The organism is Aeromonas sp. QDB23 (genome assembly GCF_027707745.1).
In the GTDB taxonomy this organism is placed as follows: domain Bacteria; phylum Pseudomonadota; class Gammaproteobacteria; order Enterobacterales; family Aeromonadaceae; genus Aeromonas; species Aeromonas allosaccharophila.
The window spans coordinates 14,868-34,445 of the sequence record NZ_JAPCJA010000037.1 but is presented as its reverse complement, the minus strand read 5'-3'; the positions used below and the strand labels follow the sequence as shown (position 1 = coordinate 34,445).

Annotated in this window: 14 protein-coding genes; 6 read left to right on the top strand and 8 right to left on the bottom strand. The window is 60.4% G+C overall.

All coding sequences use genetic code 11. The annotated features are described in order from the left end of the window. Positions 1 to 11: 11 nt before the first annotated feature. Positions 12 to 1,175, bottom strand: coding sequence for a vWA domain-containing protein (locus tag PG888_RS15395; protein ID WP_213393616.1), 1,164 nt, complete (start codon positions 1,173 to 1,175; stop codon positions 12 to 14). A gap of 3 nt (positions 1,176 to 1,178) precedes the next feature. Continuing rightward, positions 1,179 to 2,021 carry an AAA family ATPase gene (locus PG888_RS15390; RefSeq protein ID WP_270693728.1) on the bottom strand — a complete coding sequence of 281 codons (843 nt, stop codon included), beginning with the start codon at positions 2,019 to 2,021 and terminating at the stop codon, positions 1,179 to 1,181. Positions 2,022 to 2,180: 159 nt separating this feature from the next. Between PG888_RS15390 and cysK the strand changes: the two genes are divergently transcribed. The 4 genes from cysK (at position 2,181) to crr (ending at position 6,171) form a co-directional block, all read left to right on the top strand. Next, positions 2,181 to 3,149 (top strand): cysteine synthase A, encoded by a 969-nt coding sequence (cysK, locus tag PG888_RS15385; RefSeq protein ID WP_182970642.1) that lies wholly within the window; start codon positions 2,181 to 2,183, stop codon positions 3,147 to 3,149. A gap of 440 nt (positions 3,150 to 3,589) precedes the next feature. Next, the gene (locus PG888_RS15380; protein WP_005338266.1) at positions 3,590 to 3,847 is read left to right on the top strand and encodes an HPr family phosphocarrier protein; all 258 of its coding nucleotides are present in this window, start codon (positions 3,590 to 3,592) and stop codon (positions 3,845 to 3,847) included. A 44-nt stretch (positions 3,848 to 3,891) separates the two neighbouring features. Continuing rightward, on the top strand, positions 3,892 to 5,619 hold the full coding sequence (ptsI, locus tag PG888_RS15375; protein ID WP_182939162.1) for a phosphoenolpyruvate-protein phosphotransferase PtsI: 1,728 nt from the start codon (positions 3,892 to 3,894) through the stop codon (positions 5,617 to 5,619). Between the two features lie 42 nt (positions 5,620 to 5,661). Beyond that, positions 5,662 to 6,171 (top strand): PTS glucose transporter subunit IIA, encoded by a 510-nt coding sequence (gene crr / locus PG888_RS15370; protein ID WP_042061931.1) that lies wholly within the window; start codon positions 5,662 to 5,664, stop codon positions 6,169 to 6,171. A gap of 99 nt (positions 6,172 to 6,270) precedes the next feature. On the opposite strand, the gene PG888_RS15365 is transcribed toward crr, so the two are convergent. The 3 genes from PG888_RS15365 to pykF all read right to left on the bottom strand — a co-directional run bounded on the left by PG888_RS15365 (position 6,271) and on the right by pykF (position 12,357). Then, positions 6,271 to 7,203 (bottom strand): GGDEF domain-containing protein, encoded by a 933-nt coding sequence (locus PG888_RS15365; RefSeq protein WP_182939163.1) that lies wholly within the window; start codon positions 7,201 to 7,203, stop codon positions 6,271 to 6,273. 261 nt (positions 7,204 to 7,464) lie between these two features. Next, on the bottom strand, positions 7,465 to 10,794 hold the full coding sequence (gene mscK / locus PG888_RS15360) for a mechanosensitive channel MscK (RefSeq protein WP_182970643.1): 3,330 nt from the start codon (positions 10,792 to 10,794) through the stop codon (positions 7,465 to 7,467). 150 nt (positions 10,795 to 10,944) lie between these two features. After that, the gene (gene pykF, locus PG888_RS15355; protein ID WP_182939165.1) at positions 10,945 to 12,357 is read right to left on the bottom strand and encodes a pyruvate kinase PykF; all 1,413 of its coding nucleotides are present in this window, start codon (positions 12,355 to 12,357) and stop codon (positions 10,945 to 10,947) included. 308 nt (positions 12,358 to 12,665) lie between these two features. On the opposite strand from pykF, the gene PG888_RS15350 reads away from it, so the two are divergent. Both PG888_RS15350 and PG888_RS15345 read left to right on the top strand, forming a co-directional pair. Further along, positions 12,666 to 12,908, top strand: a complete 243-nt coding sequence (locus PG888_RS15350) for a hypothetical protein (protein WP_270693733.1) — start codon at positions 12,666 to 12,668, stop codon at positions 12,906 to 12,908. Between the two features lie 186 nt (positions 12,909 to 13,094). Next, complete coding sequence (locus PG888_RS15345) at positions 13,095 to 13,859, top strand: DODA-type extradiol aromatic ring-opening family dioxygenase (protein ID WP_182939167.1); 765 nt, start codon at positions 13,095 to 13,097, stop codon at positions 13,857 to 13,859. Between the two features lie 93 nt (positions 13,860 to 13,952). Here PG888_RS15345 and PG888_RS15340 read toward each other — a convergent pair whose 3' ends face one another. From PG888_RS15340 to PG888_RS15330, 3 genes are all read right to left on the bottom strand, one after another. Continuing rightward, positions 13,953 to 17,705 (bottom strand): AAA family ATPase, encoded by a 3,753-nt coding sequence (locus PG888_RS15340; protein WP_270693735.1) that lies wholly within the window; start codon positions 17,703 to 17,705, stop codon positions 13,953 to 13,955. Further along, positions 17,702 to 18,928: an exonuclease SbcCD subunit D C-terminal domain-containing protein gene (locus PG888_RS15335; RefSeq protein WP_182939169.1), complete on the bottom strand. Its 1,227-nt coding sequence runs from the start codon at positions 18,926 to 18,928 to the stop codon at positions 17,702 to 17,704. Before PG888_RS15335 ends, PG888_RS15340 begins: the two co-directional genes overlap by 4 nt. Before the next feature lie 103 nt (positions 18,929 to 19,031). Continuing rightward, positions 19,032 to 19,460: a GNAT family N-acetyltransferase gene (locus tag PG888_RS15330; RefSeq protein WP_042061919.1), complete on the bottom strand. Its 429-nt coding sequence runs from the start codon at positions 19,458 to 19,460 to the stop codon at positions 19,032 to 19,034. Between the last annotated feature and the right edge of the window lie 118 nt (positions 19,461 to 19,578).

Sequence of the window (19,578 nt, the reverse complement as noted above, 5' to 3'; positions counted from 1 at the left end):
GGTAGAGAGGGTTACAGCTGGTCGATCGCCGCAGCGAGACCCGCCAGGGTCAGCGGATGCATCCGTCCGCCAACCACGTCATTCATCAGTTTGATGGAGGAATGCCAGAGCCACTCCCGGCGCGGGGTGGGATTGATCCACACCAGTTTGGGAAAGTGCTGCTGCAATCGGGTGAGCCACACCTGACCCGACTCCTCGTTCCACTGCTCGACGCTGCCGCCGGGCCAGGTGATCTCGTAAGGGCCCATGGTGGCATCCCCCACCAGGATCACCCGGTAGTCGCTGCCGTAGGTGCGCAGCAGCCGCAGAATATCGAACCGCTCCTCAAAGCGGCGGTTGTTGTCCTTCCAGACGAAGTCGTAGAGGCAGTTGTGAAAATAGAAGTACTCCAGATGCTTGAACTCGTGGCGCAAGGCGGAGAAGAGGCGCTGCACCTCGGCCACATGGGCATCCATGGAGCCTCCCACATCGAAGAAAACCAATAGCTTGACCCCGTTGTGGCGCTCGGGTCGCAGCTTCACATCGAGCCAGCCCTGGCGGGCCGAACTTTTTATGGTGTCGTCGAGATCCAGCTCGTCGGGATTGCCTTTGCGCACCCAGCGTCGGAGTTTGCGCAGCGCCAGCTGAATGGCACGCTGGCCGAGCGGTGAGTCGTCGCTGAAGTGGCGATAGTGACGGGCCTCCCACACCTTGGCCGCCTTGCCGTGCTGCTCCTCTCCACCCATGCGCACCCCCTCGGGGTGAAAACCTCCGTGGCCAAACGGGCTGCTGCCACCGGTTCCCACCCACTTGTTGCCGCCGGCGTGGCGCTCTTTCTGCTCGCTTAACCGCTGGTTGAGGGTCTCCAGCAGCGTATCGAGTCCGCCAAGGGATTTGAGCAGCGTCTTCTCCTCTGGGCTCAACAGCCGTTCGAACTCCTTGCGCAGCCACTCATCCGGCAGGCTCTCCGGCAGCAGAGGAATGGCTTCCAGCCCTTCGTAGTATTCGGCGAAGGCGCGATCGAAGCGATCGTAGTGTGCCTCGTCTTTTACCAGCAGGCAGCGGGAGAGTTGGTAGAACTCGTCCATATCGACAGCGACCAGCCGGGCAGCCAGTGCGGCGTGCAAGTCCAGCAGCTCACGCAGGCTGCAGGGGAGCTTGTGGCGGCGCAGGTGGGTAAAAAAGTCGATCAGCATGGGTCAGTTGCCGCGCCGGGCCAGAAAGGCGAGCTTCTCGAAGAGATGCAGGTCCTGCTCGGTCTTGAGCAGGGCGCCATATAGCGCGGGAACCAGCTTGCCTAGCTCGCGGGCACGCATTGCCTCGGGGGCGATATCGTCGGCCAAGAGAAGGCGGATCCAGTCCAGCAGCTCCGAGGTAGAGGGCTTCTTGCGCAGCCCCTCTACCTCGCGCAGCTCGAAGAAGAGATCCATCGCCTCGCCAAGCAGGCTCTCCTGGAGGTCGGGGTAGTGGAGTTTGACGATGGCCTGCATCTCGGCCTTGTCGGGGAAGCGGATGTAGTGGAAGAAACAGCGGCGCAGGAAGGCATCCGGCAGCTCTTTTTCGTTGTTGGAGGTGATGATGACCACCGGCCGCTGGCGCGCCTTGACTCGCTCGCCGGTCTCGTAGACGTCGAACTCCATCCGATCCAGCTCCAGCAGCAGATCGTTGGGGAATTCGATGTCGGCTTTGTCTATCTCGTCGATCAGCAGCACAGGTCGCAGCTCGGCGCTGAAGGCCTGCCACAACTTGCCTTTACGAATGTAGTGACTGATATCGGCCACTCTGGGGTCGCCGAGCTGGGAGTCCCGCAGCCTGGCCACCGCATCATATTCGTAGAGCCCCTGCTGGGCTTTGGTGGTGGACTTGATATGCCAGGCAATGAGGTCTGTGCCGAGATGGTCGGCGACCGCTTCCGCCAGCACCGTCTTGCCGGTGCCCGGCTCCCCTTTGATCAGCAGCGGTTTTTCGAGGGTGATGGCGGCATTGACCGCCATCTTCAATGCATCGGAGGCGAGATACTGGCTGCTTCCTGAAAATCCCATAACGTCGGTTCCTTTGACGATTGGCTCCCGGAGTCAGGGGCCAGAGAGAATAAGTTCTATATGTTGTAATACCATATGGTTATAACGAATAGTCACTTCTCATTCAGAAACCACAGGGTAATCTTGTTTCATCGTCGTAACAAACACAGGGATAGCACCATGAGCAAAATTTTTGAGGACAACAGCCAGACTATCGGTCACACCCCGCTGGTTCGTCTCAACCGTGTTACCAAAGGCCGCGTGCTGGCCAAGATCGAGAGCCGTAACCCCAGCTTCAGCGTCAAGTGCCGGATCGGTGCCAACCTGATCTGGGATGCCGAGAAGCGCGGCATCCTGACCAAGGGTAAGGAGATCATCGAGCCCACCAGCGGCAACACGGGTATTGCTCTGGCCTTTGTCGCGGCCGCTCGCGGCTATCCCATCACCCTGACAATGCCGGCCACCATGAGTCTGGAGCGCCGCAAGCTGCTCAAGGCACTCGGTGCCAATCTGGTGCTGACCGAAGGGCCGCTCGGCATGAAAGGGGCCATTGCCAAGGCCAACGAGATCCTCGAGTCCGAGCCGGGCAAGTATGTGTTGCTGCAACAGTTTGAAAACCCGGCCAACCCGGAGATCCACGAAAAGACCACAGGCCCCGAGATCTGGGATGCCACCGATGGTCAGGTTGATGTGTTCGTGGCTGGCGTCGGCACCGGCGGCACCATTACCGGTGTCTCCCGCTACCTGAAGCAGACCCAGGGCAAGGCGGTGGTCTCTGTCGCGGTCGAACCGGCCGAGTCGCCGGTCATCAGCCAGAAGCTGGCTGGGGAAGAGATCAAACCGGGCCCCCACAAGATCCAGGGGATCGGCGCCGGTTTTATCCCGGGTAACCTCGACCTCTCCCTCATCGATCGGGTGGAGAAGGTGACCAGCGACGAAGCCATCGAGATGGCCCGCCGCCTGATGGAGGAGGAGGGGATCCTGGCCGGTATCAGCTCCGGTGCTGCGGTGGTGGCTGCCAGCCGTCTGGCCGAGCTGCCGGAATTTGCGGGTAAAACCATTGTGGTCATCCTGCCGAGCGCGGCGGAGCGTTACCTCTCCAGCGCCCTGTTTGCCGGGGTGTTCAGCGAGCAGGAACTGCAGCAGTAACTGATCGGAATCTTTCAAAACAGCGGCGCTCTCAGGAGCGCCGCTTCTTTATGGGCTAGACTCAACCCCTGTTAGTGTCACTTGATCCTTATTTTTTGGGGTAAAATAACAAGTTCCGGAGTGAGAAAAAAAGCAGACATTCCGCGGTAAATCTCATATCCTGTGCGGCGTCACGCGGTGTTTGCTGGCTGGGTATCACAAAGTAACAAAGTGTTATTTTTCGTTATAAAATAATTTCAGGCCAGTCCTGATGCGGCTTGTAGCCCAATAACTGAAAATTGCCAACCAGCGCGCCGATTACTGCACAGAAACTTGACCTGGATTAAACCATTGCGGGTCTGCTTTCGTTACTTTACAACATATCCATACTGACACGGTGGGTCAGGGCGCTTCAAAAACGACCAATCCACCAAAAAATATCAATAATATGGGGTGAAACCATGTACGAGAAGTCTGTTGTTATTACTGCTGAAAACGGCCTGCACACCCGTCCGGCAGCTCAGTTCGTGAAAGAAGCCAAAGAATTCCAAAGCGAGATCACTGTGGTCTCCGGTGGCAAGTCCGCCAGCGCCAAGAGCCTGTTCAAGCTGCAGACCCTGGGCCTGACCAAGGGTACCAACGTGACTATCCAGGCTGACGGCCCGGATGCTCAACAAGCTGTTGAGAAGCTGGTTGCCCTGATGGACGAGCTGGAGTAATCCAGCTTTATTCCTCCCCCACAGTCGTTTTAATAGGAAGGATTATGATATCTGGCATTCTTGCGTCCCCCGGTATCGCATTCGGCAAGGCGCTTCTTCTTAAAGAAGATGAAATCGTTATCAATCAGGGCAAGATTCCCGCCGAGCAGATTGATGCCGAGATCAACCGTTTCCTCGAAGCTCGTACCAAGTCAGCTGCTCAGCTGGAAGCCATCAAAGAGATGGCCGGTCGTACCTTCGGTGAGGAAAAAGAGGCCATCTTCGAAGGCCACATCATGCTGCTCGAAGATGAGGAGCTGGAAGGGGATATCAGATCCTTCATCAAAGAGAACAAGGCTTCCGCTGACAAAGCCATCTATGAGGTGATCGAACAGTACGCCAAGATGATGGCCGAACTGGATGACCCTTATCTGCGCGAACGCGCAACCGACTTCCGTGACATCGGTACCCGTCTGGTCAAGAACGTACTGGGCATCGCCGTTGTCAACCTGAGCACCATCGACGAAGAGGTCATTCTGGTCGCCAAAGACCTGACCCCGTCTGAAACCGCTCAGATCAACCTGAAATATGTGCTGGGTTTCGTTACCGACATCGGTGGCCGTACCTCTCACACCTCCATCATGGCCCGCTCTCTGGAGCTGCCGGCCATCGTGGGCACCAACGACATCACCGAGCGCGTCAAGAACGGTGACATGCTGGTGCTGGATGCGATCAACAACCAGATCATCATCAATCCGACCGCTGAACAGCTGAGCGAAGCCAAGAAGTTCCAGGCTCAGTTCCAGGCCGAGAAAGATGAGCTGGCCAAGCTGAAAGACCTGCCTGCCATCACGCTGGATGGTCATCAGGTTGAAGTGTGCGCCAACATCGGTACCGTCAAGGATACCGAAGGTGCCATCCGCAATGGCGCCGAAGGCGTGGGTCTGTACCGTACCGAGTTCCTGTTCATGGACCGTGACGCGCTGCCGACCGAAGACGAGCAGTTCAAAGCCTACAAAGAAGTGGCCGAAGCGATGCCGGATCAACCGATCATCGTGCGTACCATGGACATTGGCGGCGACAAAGAGCTGCCGTACATGAATTTCCCGAAAGAGATGAACCCCTTCCTGGGCTGGCGTGCCGTGCGTATTTTCTTCGACCGCGAAGACATCATGCACGCTCAGCTGCGGGCCATTCTGCGTGCCTCTGCCTTTGGCAAACTGCGCATCATGTTCCCGATGATCATCTCCGTCGAAGAGTTCCGTAGCCTGAAAGCTACCGTAGAGACGCTGAAGGCCGAACTGCGTGCCGAAGGCAAAGCCTTTGATGAATCCATCGAAGTGGGTATCATGATCGAGACCCCGGCCGCTGCCGTGATGGCTCATCATCTGGCCAAGGAAGTGGATTTCTTCAGTATCGGTACCAACGACCTGACCCAGTACACCCTGGCTGTCGATCGTGGTAACGAGATGATCTCCGCCATGTACAACCCGCTGTCACCCTCCGTCCTGACGCTGATCAAGATGGTTATCGATGCGTCCCACGCCGAAGGCAAGTGGACCGGTATGTGTGGTGAACTGGCTGGTGACGAGCGCGCCACCCTGCTGCTGCTGGGTATGGGTCTGGATGAGTTCTCAATGAGCGCCATCTCTGTACCGCGTATCAAGAAGCTTATCCGCAACACCAACTTCGAAGATGTGAAGGCCATGGCTGATCAAGCACTGAGCTTTGCCACCGCCGCTGAAATCGAAGCATGCGTAGATAACTTTATTAAGCAGAAGGCAGTCTGCTAAGATCGGCTGCAAACAGCGACAAATCATCTCTAGGAGCTTTATATGGGTCTGTTCGACAAACTGAAGAAACTGGTTTCCGACGATAGCTCTGACACCGGCGGCATCGAAATCTTTGCTCCGCTGTCTGGCGAAATCGTGCCGATCGAAGATGTGCCTGACGTTGTCTTCGCCGAGAAGATCGTTGGTGACGGTATCGCTATCAAGCCGGCTGGCAACAAGATGGTTGCGCCGTGCGATGGTACCATCGGCAAGATTTTCGAGACCAACCACGCGTTCTCTCTGGAATCCGACTCCGGTATCGAGCTGTTCGTTCACTTCGGTATCGACACCGTTGAACTGAAAGGCGAAGGCTTCACCCGTATCGCTCAGGAAGGCCAACAGGTCAAGCGCGGCGACACCATCATCGAGTTCGATCTGGCCGTTCTGGAAGCGAAAGCCAAGTCTACCCTGACTCCGGTTGTCATCTCCAACATGGACGAGATCAAAGAGCTGATCAAAATGACGGGTGCCGTGACTGTGGGCGAGACCCCGGTTATCCGTATCAAGAAGTAATGCCCGGCTGGCTCACGCCAGTTGCTGCAGTAAAAAACCGAAGCCTGGTGCTTCGGTTTTTTTATGGTCGCGTGTCGGCTTCCCCTTCTGGTCACCAGGCTATTGTGTCGAGATGACAACCCGGTTACGGCCCTGTTCCTTGGCCTGATAGAGGGCCCGATCGGCCATCATCAGCAGGTAGTCGATGCCCTCTTGCCCCTTCATGCTGGCACATCCCAGGCTGATGGTGAGGGAGAGCTGATCCCCTTGCCACGGTACGTGGGTGGTACTGACATGCTGGCGCAGCTGTTCGGCGCGCCGTGCCGCCTGTTCAATGTCGCAACCCGGCAGGATCAGCAGGAACTCCTCCCCGCCCCAGCGAGCCAGACTCTCACCCGGCAACAGCTGACTCGCCATGGCGTGGGCGACGGCGCAGAGCGCGGCATCGCCCGCAGGATGGCCGTAGCGGTCGTTGACCTGCTTGAAATGGTCGATATCCCCCAGCACCACCGAGAGGGGCTCACCCTGCAACCAGAGGGCCTGCAACTGCTGCTGGGCACCGCGCCGGTTGGTCAGTTCGGTGAGCGGATCGGTGCAGGAGAGGCGGCTCACCTCTTCCACCATGCACTGCAGGTCATGGATATCGCGGAAGGTGACGATATGGCCATCCGGGATGGCATCGGCCCCCAGCTGGGCGGTGACGATAAACCAGCGCGACTGGCCGCCCTTGCAGTGGATCAGCGCAGGCATCTCGGCGACCTCCAGCCCTTGCGACAAGCTCTGTTCCACCTGCGAGTGCCAGGAGTCGATGATAGTGCGGCGATACCCTTCATCCGGGTAGGCGAGTCGAAACCAGGAGGCCATGTCCGGCAGCTCGGCAAGGTCGTAGCCGAGCTGCTCAAGGAAGGCCTTGTTCAGGAAGCGGTGGCGCCGCTGCAGGATCATGTCGGGCGAGCGGCCATCGTGACGGGCAATGGATTCTGACACCAGAATAGGCAGCGGGATCACATCGAAGGAGCGAAACAGGATCTGTTGCAGTTCTCGGTCATTCATGGGAAAAGCGACTCCTCGATGCATCTTTTGCATGCTTTACCATAGGTGAGAGCCGTGTGGTGGTAAACCGCTTTATGGTGTCGGCTGACGCGATGTCATGAACAATCCTGTGTACTCGAAGATAAAGGTCTTCATGCGAGCCATTTTGGCCATCTGTTTCCGCAGACCCGTTACCCGCCAACCGCCTCGTTGACCTGAGGGTATAAAAAAGCCGCTCACCTGGGTGAGCGGCTGTTGCCATCAGATCATTGCCGTTCGCTATCAGGCTGGCTGTTTGCCATCTTCCGCGGGCGGCTGCAGAGCGGCGGAGTTGGACTCCACCTTCTGCTCTTCACCTTGCATGTTCTTGATGTAGACATCCATCTGGTTGAAGGCGATCTCGATGCCGTTCTCGCGGAACAGCTGGTCGATCTTACGGTTCAACTCGTCCACCGCCGGGTTGCGATCACCGAGTTCGCTCACGAAGAAGCGCAGCTCATGATCCAGGGTGCTGGCACCGAAGGTGAGGAAGTAGACGATGGGGGCCGGGTCTTTCAGCACGCGGCTGTTTTCATCGGCCGCCTGTTTGAGCAGGGTGCGGGTCAGCTCCAGATCCGAGCCGTACGCTACGCCCACCCGCACGATCACCCGGGTGACGGTGTCACTCAGCGACCAGTTGATCAGCCGCTCGGTCATCAGCTGCTGGTTGGGGATGATCACCTCTTTGCGGTCGAAGTCGGTCAGGGTGGTGGCGCGGATACGGATTTTGGAGACGGTACCGGAGAAGGAGCCGATGGTGACGGTGTCACCGATCCGCACCGGACGCTCGAACAGGATGATGATGCCGGAGACGAAGTTGGAGAGGATCTCCTTCATACCGAAACCGATACCGACCGACAGACCACCCGCTACCCACTGCAGCTTGTCCCACTGCACACCCATCATGGAGAGGGCGGTCAGGGAGCCGAAGCCGATCAGCACGTAGTTGAGCATGGTGGTGATGGCGTAGGCAGTGCCTTGGGCCAGATTGAGCTTGGAGAGTATCAGCACTTCCAGCAAACCGGGCAGGTTGCGCGCCAGTGACCAGGCGCCGCCGAGCAGCAGGAAGCCGATCAGCACGTCACTCAGGCTGATAGGGAACAGTACGGCGTTGGCGCCGGTCCCTTCACTGCGGTGCCACAGCACCATGCTGTCGAGGTAGGAGAATACCGCCACCAGATCGGACCAGAGCCAGTAGAAGGCGACACCGAAGATCAGCAGCAGCACGGTACGGGTCAGACGCAGGGATTGCTGGCTGACATCCTCCAGATCCATGGGTTGCTCTTCGACGGACTCGCCACCTTCCGCATCTTCCGAAGACTTGTGCTCGCGCTTGGCTACCGCGCGGCGGTAGGCCAGACGACGGGCTGCCAGCTCCAGACCACGCAGAGCGGTGCGGTAGACCAGGCTCCAGATGATGATGAGGTAGAAGGATTCGATCAGGCGACCGGTCAGCTTCAGCGCGGTGTAGTAGTAACCGAGCATCGCCAGCACGATCAGCGCCACCGGTGCCAGCGCCAGGGCGATGGCGATCAGCGACTTCTGTATGCTCACCTCGCCCTTGATGCGGGCACGGGAGATGGGGAACACCAGATAGGCGGCCAGTCCCAACAGGAGCAGGGTCATGGCTTGACCGATCACATCATTGCCCAGAGTGGAGGGTTCAACCACCGCCTTGGTCGCGAGCATGATAAGCGGCAGCAGTGGCAACCAGAGGTAGCGCATGCTGGATCGTTTGGCTTGCAGCTCCGCTTTCGGAATGCGGAAGTGGGTTTCGGCGATGCCACCCGGACGCATGACCGCCAGATAGACGCTGAACACCAGGTAACCGAGGGCGAGGTTCAGGGTGATCTGGAACATCAGCTTGGGGCTGAGCAGACCGCAATAGGTGAGCAGCAAGCCGCCAGCCAGGATGAACAGGCTGCCCGGCAGGCGATGCAGCACGGTGTAGAAGAGCGCGACAGGGGTGTGCCATTGGTTGTCCTGACGGAAACGGCCAAGGTCCTTGGCAATCTTCTTCTGTCGTTCAACCAGTGTCGGGCGCTTCCAGACCAGCAGGCCGCCTATCAGCAACAGCGGGAAGGCGAGCAGGGAGATCCCCAGCAACTCTTCGCGCCAGCGTTTCCAGTCCGGTTTCAGTACCCAGTCGGAGGCCTGTTTGTAGGCCTGGGCGGGCCAGCTGATAAACCACTTGCTGTCGATGGGCTTGTTGCTGCTTACCCAGAAGATATGTTGTTGCAGGGTAAATTCGATGGACTTGTAGATCCGCGCCAGCTGCTGCTGGGTCAGCTGCAGGCTGATGGCGTTGGTGAGCTGGCTGTCGAGCTGGCGGTTGAGCTGATCGAGCAGATTGATGCGGGTGTCGAGCAGCTTGGCAAGGTTGGCCTTGTCCTCTTCGCTGACCGGCTCCTTGCTGCCTGCGATCAGGTTGTCCAGATAGAGGTTCTTCTGGAACAGCAGGTCACGTTGCTGGCTCAGTTCGAACTGGGCCAGGTGGAGGTCGGCGATCTGCTCTTCCAGATTCTTGACGGCGATAGAGGGGGCCGCTTCCAGCTGCTGGTAGAGCTGATAGAGGATGCGCGACAGCAGCAGGTTGCCCTTGAGCATCTGCACCTGTTCGTTCAGGTTGCGCTCGGTCTGGGTACCGCGCTCCAGCCAGCTCTTGGCTTGCAGGTTTTTTTGTACCAGCGAGTTGAGACTGGTGGTGGCGGTGATGAGCTGCTGGCTGAGCTGGTGGTTGAGTTCCTGCTCTTTTTGCACCAGCGGGCTGTCTTCGGTCGCCACCAGCTCACCGGTCTGCTCGGCGGTCTTCTCGGTGTCGCCGAGACGCTTGGCGCTGCTCTGCTCCTGCAGCAACTGCAGTTTCTGCTCTTCGATGGCGAGGCGTGCACTCTGATAGTCGCGCTGCTTGACCGCCAGATCCTGCATGCTGGTGCGGTTATCCAGATCCTTTTGCAACTGGGCCAGTTGCAGATCGATCAGCGCCAGCTCGGCATTGAGCTTCATCTTTTCGGCGCTGGAGACGCTTTCACCGGCGTTGAGACGGCTGCGGATCTCCTGACTGCGCTGATAGGCATGGCTCATTCTGGCCTGCGCCCGCTCCGGCAGGGTCTGCAGGCTGGTGAGCTGGCTGCCGATGGTGCCGAGGGCCTCCTGGGCCTCCTGCATGTTGGCCAGCACTTCCGGCTGACGGCTGTCGAGCTCCGCCAGACTCATGCTGGCGTATTCGCTCTTGATCTGCTCGACACTCTTGCCCTTGGTCAGGGCATCGAGCTTGGCGCTGATCTCTTTGAGTTCGGTGGGCAGGTTGCGGATCCGCTGTGCCTGGGTCTTGGCCTTCGCCTCTTCCTTGTCGATGCTGTCGAGCAGGGCAAGGGTCTCGGTCAGCAACTTCTGATCCGCTTGCTGACTGACGGTCAGGGTCTCTGATTTACCCAGACCATCCAGCGCTCGCTGAACGGAATTGCGAGAGGGGGCATCTTGCGCCATGGCTTGCGGGACGCAGAGGCTGGCGATTAAACAGAGCAGCGGCAACAGGGTGGCCGAGACTCTTTTAAAACGTATTGAGGGCATATAACTTCCGGGTTATTACGCGATATTCGGGAGATTTCCCGCATAGATTAAATTCGCGTGGATTCTAACACCGGGCTTGTCAGGTAAGCAGGGGGGAGGGATAAAAAAAACGGCGCCCGCAGGCGCCGTTTTCATGTTGTTCAGCTCTGATTAAAGAACGTGAACAGAAGCGGTGTTGGTAGTGCCGCTCGGTACCAGAGCACCGGAGACCATCACAACCACGTCACCTTTCAGGCCCATGCCGATTTCCAGTGCGGCTTCTTTACCGATGCGATAGAAATCGTCGGTAGAGGCGATGCTGTCAACCACGTGAGCAACCACACCCTTGGTCAGCACCAGCTGGGCAGCAGTTTTCTTGTTGGTGGTGATAGCCAGGATCCAGGCTTTCGGGAAGTACTTGCGAATAGCCTTGGCAGATTTGCCGCCTTCGGTAGCAACCACGATCAGCGGGGCGTCCAGCTTCTCGGAGGTCTCTACGGCGCCTTTACATACGGCTTCGGTGATGCGCAGCTTGTTGCTGTCGTTGGCAGCAGACAGGTTGGACGGCATCACGGCATCGGTACGCTCGCAGATGGTGGCCATGATGGTCACGGCTTCCAGCGGGTACTTACCCTTGGCGGATTCACCGGACAGCATCACTGCGTCGGTACCGTCCAGGATGGCGTTGGCCACGTCGCCAGCTTCAGCGCGGGTCGGACGCGGGTTCTTGATCATGGAGTCCAGCATCTGGGTGGCAGTGATAACCACTTTGCGGGCTTTGTTGCACTTGGCGATGATCATCTTCTGGGCGAAGATAACTTCTTCAACCGGGATCTCTACACCCATGTCGCCACGAGCAACCATGATGCCGTCGGAAACAGCCAGGATCTCGTCGAAGTTGTCCAGACCTTCCTGGTTTTCGATTTTGGAGATGATCTGGATGTTCTCGCCACCGTGGGCTTTCAGGTGCTCACGGATTTCCAGAACGTCTTCTTTCTTACGGATGAAAGAAGCAGCAACGAAATCAACGCCTTGCTCGCAACCGAAGATCAGGTCGCGCTTGTCTTTCTCGGCCAGGGCCGGCAGCTTGATGGAGACGCCCGGCAGGTTAACGCCTTTGTTCTCGCCCAGGTCACCGTTGTTCAGCACTTTACAGACAACTTCGCGCTCGGTGATTTCGATAACGTCCAGACCGATCAGGCCGTCATCAACCAGGATGCGGTTGCCGACGCGCAGATCGTTGGCGAAACCTGCATAGGTCACAGCCACTTTGTCTTTGTTGCCAACCACGGTCTGGTCGGTGGTGAAGGTGAAAGTCTGGCCAGCGACCAGCGCGACGTCGTTGCCGCCTTCCAGCTTCATGGTACGGATTTCCGGACCCTTGGTGTCCAGCAGGATAGCTGCGTGCTTGCCGGTCTCGGCCATCACAGCGCGCAGGTTGCTGATGCGGCTGCCGTGCTCGGCGTAGTCACCGTGGGAGAAGTTCAGGCGCATGACGTTCATGCCAGCGTCCAGCATTTTAGCCAGCATTTCTTTGGATTCGGTCTTCGGACCGATGGTGCAGACAATTTTGGTCTTTTTCATGTCAATCTTCATGGTTAAGGAATTTCCGCCGAGCAATATACACCAGTTTTTGGAATCTTTTTATGATCCAGAAACAACGTTTTGACCAGATAACGTTTTCTTTTCAGGGATAACGTTTTCCTGTGAGTCACATTTTAGAGCATATGGCCACAGGTTAGGGCTGAAGGGATACAAATGTTGCCATCTGTGGTTGTTTGGCCGGGTTGAGGTTCAGATGTTGTAAAATGACCACCCGCCCGCTGTCACAGTCATGTCACCGGCTTGCGCAAAAATGTTAGTTCATTGGCGCACGGGTGAAGGAGGTCGGGATGAAAAACAGCTATGAAACCGGATGGACTCTGCTCTTGCTGGGCACCACTCTGCTGCTGGTTCAGGCACTGCCAGCCCGCGACTGGCCTGACAATGCCTGTCTGCTGGCGATCTTCTTCCATCCGGTGAAAGGGGAGGCGGCCGCCGAGGGGTTGGCGTGGCGAGAGTGGCAGGATCACCATGCTGCGACCCGGATGGCGCTTCGGGCTCCCCGACCGCTGCCGGATGCGCCGCAGCCTTGATATCTATTACCGTTTTCCGGTCGTGAAGGTGTGAAGGAAGGAGAGAAGGAGTGAAATTATCAACCATTGGTTGATAGTGCTTATCTATCTTGCTGGATTGTTCACCTGAAATCGTGGGGTGATAATCGATTCCAACAGCGATATCCCCTCCGGTATCGCCCCTGATACCTTGTTGGAGTTCGCTTTATGTCCCTCGCCCCCGTCTGGTTTATCTCTCACGGCGCACCGGATCTGGTGCTGCGTGAGCAACCCGCCACCCGTTTTCTGCGAACCCTGCGTCTGGGTAAGCTCAAGGGGCTGGTGGTCATCTCCGCCCACTGGTTCAGCCGCGAGCTGCAGATCAACGTCGAGCCCAAACCGGCCCTGATGTACGACTTTTACGGCTTTCCCGAACCCCTTTACCGGATGCGCTGGCCTGCCAGCAGCCCCGAGTGGTTGCAGCAAGGGGTGAGCGACCAGCTGGCGCTGGCCGGACTGACCGCCACCCCGGTGCGGCGCGAGCTGGATCACGGGGTCTGGTCGCCGCTCTCCCTGATTGACCCTGAGAGCGAGATCCCGCTGGTGCAGATCTCCATTCCCGCCAGCTTCACCCCGGCCCAGTTGTGGCAACTGGGAGAGGTATTGGGGGCGCTGCGCAGTCAGGGGATTGGCATCCTCGCCTCCGGCGCCATCACCCACAACCTGCGGGCGCTGGCACCGGAAGGCTCGCCAGTGCCGGAGTGGGCGAGCCAGTTTGTCGACTGGCTGGAGCAGAAAATGGCCGAGGAGGATCGGCTGGCGCTGCTCGACTATCGCCAGCAGGCTCCCGGAGCGGTGGAGTCCCATCCCCACGACGACCACCTGCGCCCGCTCTTTGTGGCGCTGGGGGCGGCCGATGGTGTGGCTCCGACCCGGCTGCACGACAGTTGGGATGGCGGCAGCCTCTATATGGGCGCCTACCGCTTCGGCTGATAGCCTCTCAACAAGACCCCGCCAATTGGCGGGGTCTTGTTATTTACCGCGTGGGGGTTGAGCCGATGGTTCTGGTGATTGAGCCGAAGGCTCTCAGGGAATCACTACCCGGCTCTCGCCGCCGCCGAGGGCTTCGACCCTGATCTGCACGCCAATCCGCTCCACCAGGGTTTGGACATGGGAGATGACCCCGATCTGGCGACCGGCGGCCTGCAGGGAGTCGAGGCTGGCGAGCGCCAGATCCAGACTGTCCGGATCGAGCGTGCCGAACCCCTCGTCGATAAACAGCGACTCGACCTGGGTCTGCCGTGACGAGAGGCTGGAGAGGGCCAGCGCCAGTGCCAGCGACACCAGGAAGCTCTCGCCGCCGGAGAGGGAGTCCACCGAGCGCACTTCGTCCCCCATGTCGAGATCCACCACCTGCAACGCCAGATCGGTGCCGGGCACCCGCTCCAGCCGGTAGCGCGGCGACAGCTCGGCGAGCTGGGCGTTGGCCTCCAGCAGCAGACGCTCGAGGGTGAGGCTCTGGGCGAAGGTGCGGAACTTGGCACCGTTGGCCTGCCCAATCAGATCGCACAGCTGCTGCCAGTGGTCGGCCACCGCCTGCTGGGCGGCCAGCTCCTGTTGCAGGCTGCCCGCCTTGAGGGCGGCGGCTTCGGCCTGTGCCAGCTTGCTCTTGCACTCGAACAGCTGCTCTTCAAGGGCACGGCAGCGGGCATCAAGCGCTGCCAGCTGCTCGCTCAGCGCTGCATCCGGCAGGGCGGCCAGCTCGGGGTGGTGCTCCCGATAGCGATCCCGCTTGCTCTCCTCCAGCGCCAGCGCCCGTTGCCGCTCGGCAAGACGGGTACGCGCCTCGCCAAGGGCATCTTCCAGCCCTTGCAGGGCTGTGCGGCGAGCCTTGAGCTCATCGGGGGTGATGGCGAGCAGGCGGCGCAGGTCATACTCATTGATGCCGAGGTTGCTGGCGTGGGCTGCCCAGCGCCCCAGCACTTCCCGCTTGCGGCGGCTGCTGGTCTGCTTTTCCTGCTCCACATGGGTGAGGCGGGTCTTGAGCTCGGTCTGCCGCTCGCGCAGAGCACGAGCGCCGCTTTGCATCAACTCCAGTTCGCTGGCGAGCTGTTGCAGCCGCTGTTGCCAGCGGCTCTCGACCTGCGGGATCTCCTCGCCGCCGAGACAGCCGCTGCGGCTGGTAAGCAGCCCCTGCCGCTGCTGTTCGTGTTCCTTGTAGCCCCGCTCCAGCTTGTGCAGCAGCTCGCGCTGGGTCTGCAGGCGCGCCTCTTGTGCGCTCAGGGCCGGGGTCAGGCTGGCGATCTCGCTGGCCAGCCGCTCCCACTCGCTCTGGCCGTGCAACCAGGCTTCGCATGCTCGCTGCCACTCGTGCCACTGCTGACTGCCGAGCCACTGGCGCCACGGTTGGCCGCCCATCTGTTCGTCGAGGCGCTGGGCACCCTGCTCGAGGCGCTGGCGCAGGGTTGCCTCCTGCTCGCCCATCCCCTTCACTTCCCCTTCCAGCGCGATGCGCTGGCGGTCGGCCTCCTGCCATTGCTGGTCAAACTGCTGGTGCTGGGCCGCCAGCTGGCTCAGTTGCTGACGCACCCCTTGCAACTGTTGCTGACCGAGCTGGGCCTGACGCAGCTGCTGCTGGCTCTGGGCCAACCCCTGCTCCAGCGCCTGGCCACGGCCGAGCAGGGTGCTCATCAGCTCGTTCCACTCAATCGGGCTCTGGCGTAGTGGCAGCGGATGGCCGAGCAGGGTATCGCCCCCCAGCTGTTGCCAGCGCTGGGTCAACTGTTCGGCGCGGGCTTCCAGTTCCGGTAGGTGCTGCTGGCGAACCGCCAGCTGGCGTGCCAGCTCCTGACGCTCGCTCTCGCACTGAATGTATTGATGGTTGAGCCGCTCCCATTCGAGTTCGAGGCTTCTGGCCCGCTCCGCCAGCTGACCCAGAATGCCCGCCACCTGCGGTTGGCTCTGGCTGTAGGGATGCTCCTCGGAACCGCACAGCGGGCAGGGGGAGCCATCGCTCAGAATATGGCGATACTGCTCGAAGCTGGCGATGGCGCGGGATTGCTCCAGCGCGTGGCGCGCCTCATCCCGCTGCAGGGCGAGCCGCTCGCGGGCCGGTGCCAGCTCTTCGCTTAGGGTGGCGAGCTTGCCCAGCGCCTGCTCCAGCTGGGCAATCTCCTGCTGCAAGCGGCCATGCTGTTCGCCGTGGTTACGGCCATAATCGGCAAGCTCCAGCAGCTGGCGCAGCTGACCCAGTTGTTCAGTCTGCTGCTGCCACTGCTCCTGCGCCTTGGCGAGGCGGCTCTCCCACTGTTGCTCCTGCAGCTCGTTCTGTTGCTGTTGCAGCCGCTCCTGCTCGCGCTGCCAGTAGTCGCGCTCCTGCTGACCTTGCTCCAGCTGGCGCTGCAACTGTTGCAGGGCGCGCAGCTTGTGATCCCGCAGGGTGAGCAGCTGTTGCAGCTTGTCGGCATCCTCGGCCCAATCCTGCATGGCGGTGAGCAGGGGCTGCCACTGGCGGGCAACCGGTGCCAGCTCCTTGTGCTCTTCGAGCCAAAGGCCCCACTGCTGGTGCTGCTGCTTGAGCAGCTCCACCTGTCGGCTCTGCTCGCGCCAGCCCTGCTCCAGCGTGAGTTGCACTTCTCGCTCTTGCGCCCCCTCCTGCTGGATCTTCTGCAACTGCTGCACTTTTTCCCGGATGCGGGTATCGAGCTCCTGCGCCCGCTTGAGTTCGGGTTGCAGGGCACCCCATTCCCGCTCGGCGGCGATCTTCTCCGCCAGCAGCTGCTGCTCGGTCAGCGCGCTCTGTTGGGTCTGCTCCTCGAGCTTGGCCAGCTCCGGCCCCAGCTCGGCGATCACCTTCTCCTGCTGCTGCACTTCCAGAGTGAGGCGGGCCAGCTCGTCGTGATCGGCGCGGGCCACCTGGGCCTGTTCGGCACGGGCAAACTCCTCGCGCTCGGGGGCCGCGGCGCCGTGGGCCTGCAGGGCGGCATCGAGCGCCGCCTGTCCCTCGGCGCAGCCCTGCAGTTGGGCGGCAATGCGGCTGTTGAGATCGCGCAGGTCCTGCATCAGCTGCTGTTGTTGCTGCTCGTGCTTGAGGGTGGTGGAGAGGCTCACCTGCTGGCTTACCCACTGTTCGCGGGTCGCTTCGTCCATCAGCGCCACGTCGCCGAGGCGCTGGGCGATGGTGGCCAGCTTCTGCTGCTCTTCCCGCGCCCGTTCATAGGTCTGAATGGAGATGGCGGAGTAGAGCTCGGTGCCGGTCATCCGTTCGAGCAGGGCGGAGCGCTCGTTGGCATCCGATTTGAGAAAGGCGGCAAATTCCCCCTGTGGCAGGATCACCGCGCGGCGGAACTGCTCCCAGGAGAGACCCACCAGCTCGTCGATGCGATCCTGCAGCTCCCGCTTGCTGCCGGAGAAAACCTGCCCTGACTCCACATCGGTCAGGGTGCGCTCCTGCGCCTGAAAGCGCCCCTCCGAGCGGTTGCGCGCCCTGCGCACCGCCCAGCGGGCCAGCCAAATGCGGCCATCGCAGCCACGAAACTGCACCTCGGCAAAACCGCTGGCGTGGCCGCGGCTGAGAATGCCACGCACGTCGTTGGCCTTGAGTTTCTCCTCATCATCCATGCGGCCCACTTCGGCCACGTTCTTGCGATTGGCGATAAAGCGCGGCATCTCGTCGTAGAGGGCCAGACAAATGGCGTCGAGCAATGTGCTCTTGCCCGCGCCGGTGTTGCCGGTGATGGCAAACAGACCGGCGGCGCCGAGCGCCCCCCTGGTAAAGTCGATGGTGAAGGGGCCGGTCAGACTGGCTAGATTCTCACCTGACAGAGACAAGATTTTCATTGGTTTGACTCCTTCACCTGCTCCAGGATCTCTTCAAACGAGGCAACCAGCCCAGCCTCGGGCTCCCCTTCAAACTGGCGCTGATAGCAGAGGCGAAACACCTCGGTGGGGGAGAGCTCATCGAGCCTGCGCCGCTCGCGACCATCGGCCAGCCCTTCCCCCGAGCCCTGATACTGGGTGTTGATGCGGGCCAGACGCACCGGTTTGTCTGCGATGGCCGCCAGAATACGCTCGCGGATGCGGGCCTCGGGCTTGGGCAGCAGCAGCCGCACTTCGAGGAAGGGTTGTGCCTCTTGTGGACAAGCTGGCAGCTCGAGCGATGCGATGGCGTTCAGCGCGTCGTCGAGGGTGCTCTGGGGCAGGCGGATCATCTCCACCGCGCGCGGCACCGGGATCCGCTCCAGCCCGGCCAGTTTGCCTTCTGCAAAGGTCACTTCCAGCACCTGATGGTTGTAGTTGGCTTCGGCAAGCGAGAGCGGTAGTGGCGAGCCGCTGTAGTGCACCCCCTCGGCCGGGCTTTGGGCCAGATGGAGGTGACCGAGCGCCGTGTAATCAGCCGCGGCAAACAGGTCGACAGGCAGGGCGTGCTGGTTGCCGCCGAGCACCCGCCGCTCAGAAAGCTCCGAGAGCTGGCCTGCCGCCAGATAGGCGTGGCCCATGGCGATTAGCGGCAGATCCGCCCCGCAGCGGTCGCGCCCCTCGGCCAACACTTCTGCGTAGACTTGGCGTACCCCTTCGATCAGCCTGTCCTGCCCCTCTGCCAACGGCTCCACCCGCAAGTCGCTGCTGCGCAGGAACGGCACGGCGGCGCACCAGGCGGCAATGTTGCCCTCCCGGTCTTGCAGCGGTACCAGCAGGCGGTCGGTTTCGAGCTTGCCTTCACTGTCGCGGCTGATGCTGCCCACCAGATGCAGATCGAAGGCCCGCAGCAGTTCGTGGGGGGCATCCAGCTTGGAAGGGGAGTCGTGGTTGCCGCCGATCAGCACCATGTTGAGGTGGGGCATCTCGGCGCGCAGCCGCGCCAGAAAACGGTAGAGCTGTTGCCAGGCGCTGGCGGGAGGATTGGCGGTATCAAACAGATCGCCCGCCACCAGCAGGGCGTCGATCTCGCGCGCCTTGAGGGTGTCGCTCAGCCAGTCGAGGAAGGCATCGTGTTCAAAACGGCGGTCATGGCCATGAAGTTGATGGCCAAGGTGCCAGTCGGCGGTATGGAGGATTTTCATTGGAAAGCAGCCCGGTTGCAGGGATGGTGCCCGCGGCACCCGATGAAGACAAGATGAGGATGCCCCGTGCTTTTTTCAAGTAAAACAGGGGGCTGGCATCGATTCAGGCCGGTTCGCAGCACATCCGGTATTGGGGGTGGCCGGTGAGGGGATCGGACTCCTCGGCCTCGATGACAAAACCGTGGCGGCGATAGAAACGCACCGCCTGATCATTCTCGACAAAGACCCGGGCGTGGAGCGACGCCCCCTGACGCTTCGCCTCCTGCAGCAGGGCGTGGCCGACGCCGCGGCCCTGACGGTCGGGGCGCACGAACAGGGCGGCGAGATAGTTATCTACCAGCGCCATAAAACCGAGCAGATCGCCGCGCTCCTCGAACACCCAGATGGCGGCGCGATCGAGATAGCGGGTACGCAGATCCTCCTGGGCCTGCCACCAGCAGGAGGCATCGACGAAATCGTGGGCCTGCAGGGAGGCCAGCAGCCAGATTTCAACGACCTCTTCCATGTCTTCCGGGCGACTTGGCCGTAACATAATTTCATCCTTGTTAACAACTGGCACTCTCGCAGTCTAGGGGAACTTGGCAAGGGCTCAGGTGTTATAAATGAGACCCTGTGAGGTCGATCGCCCTTTATTTAGCGAGAATGATTGG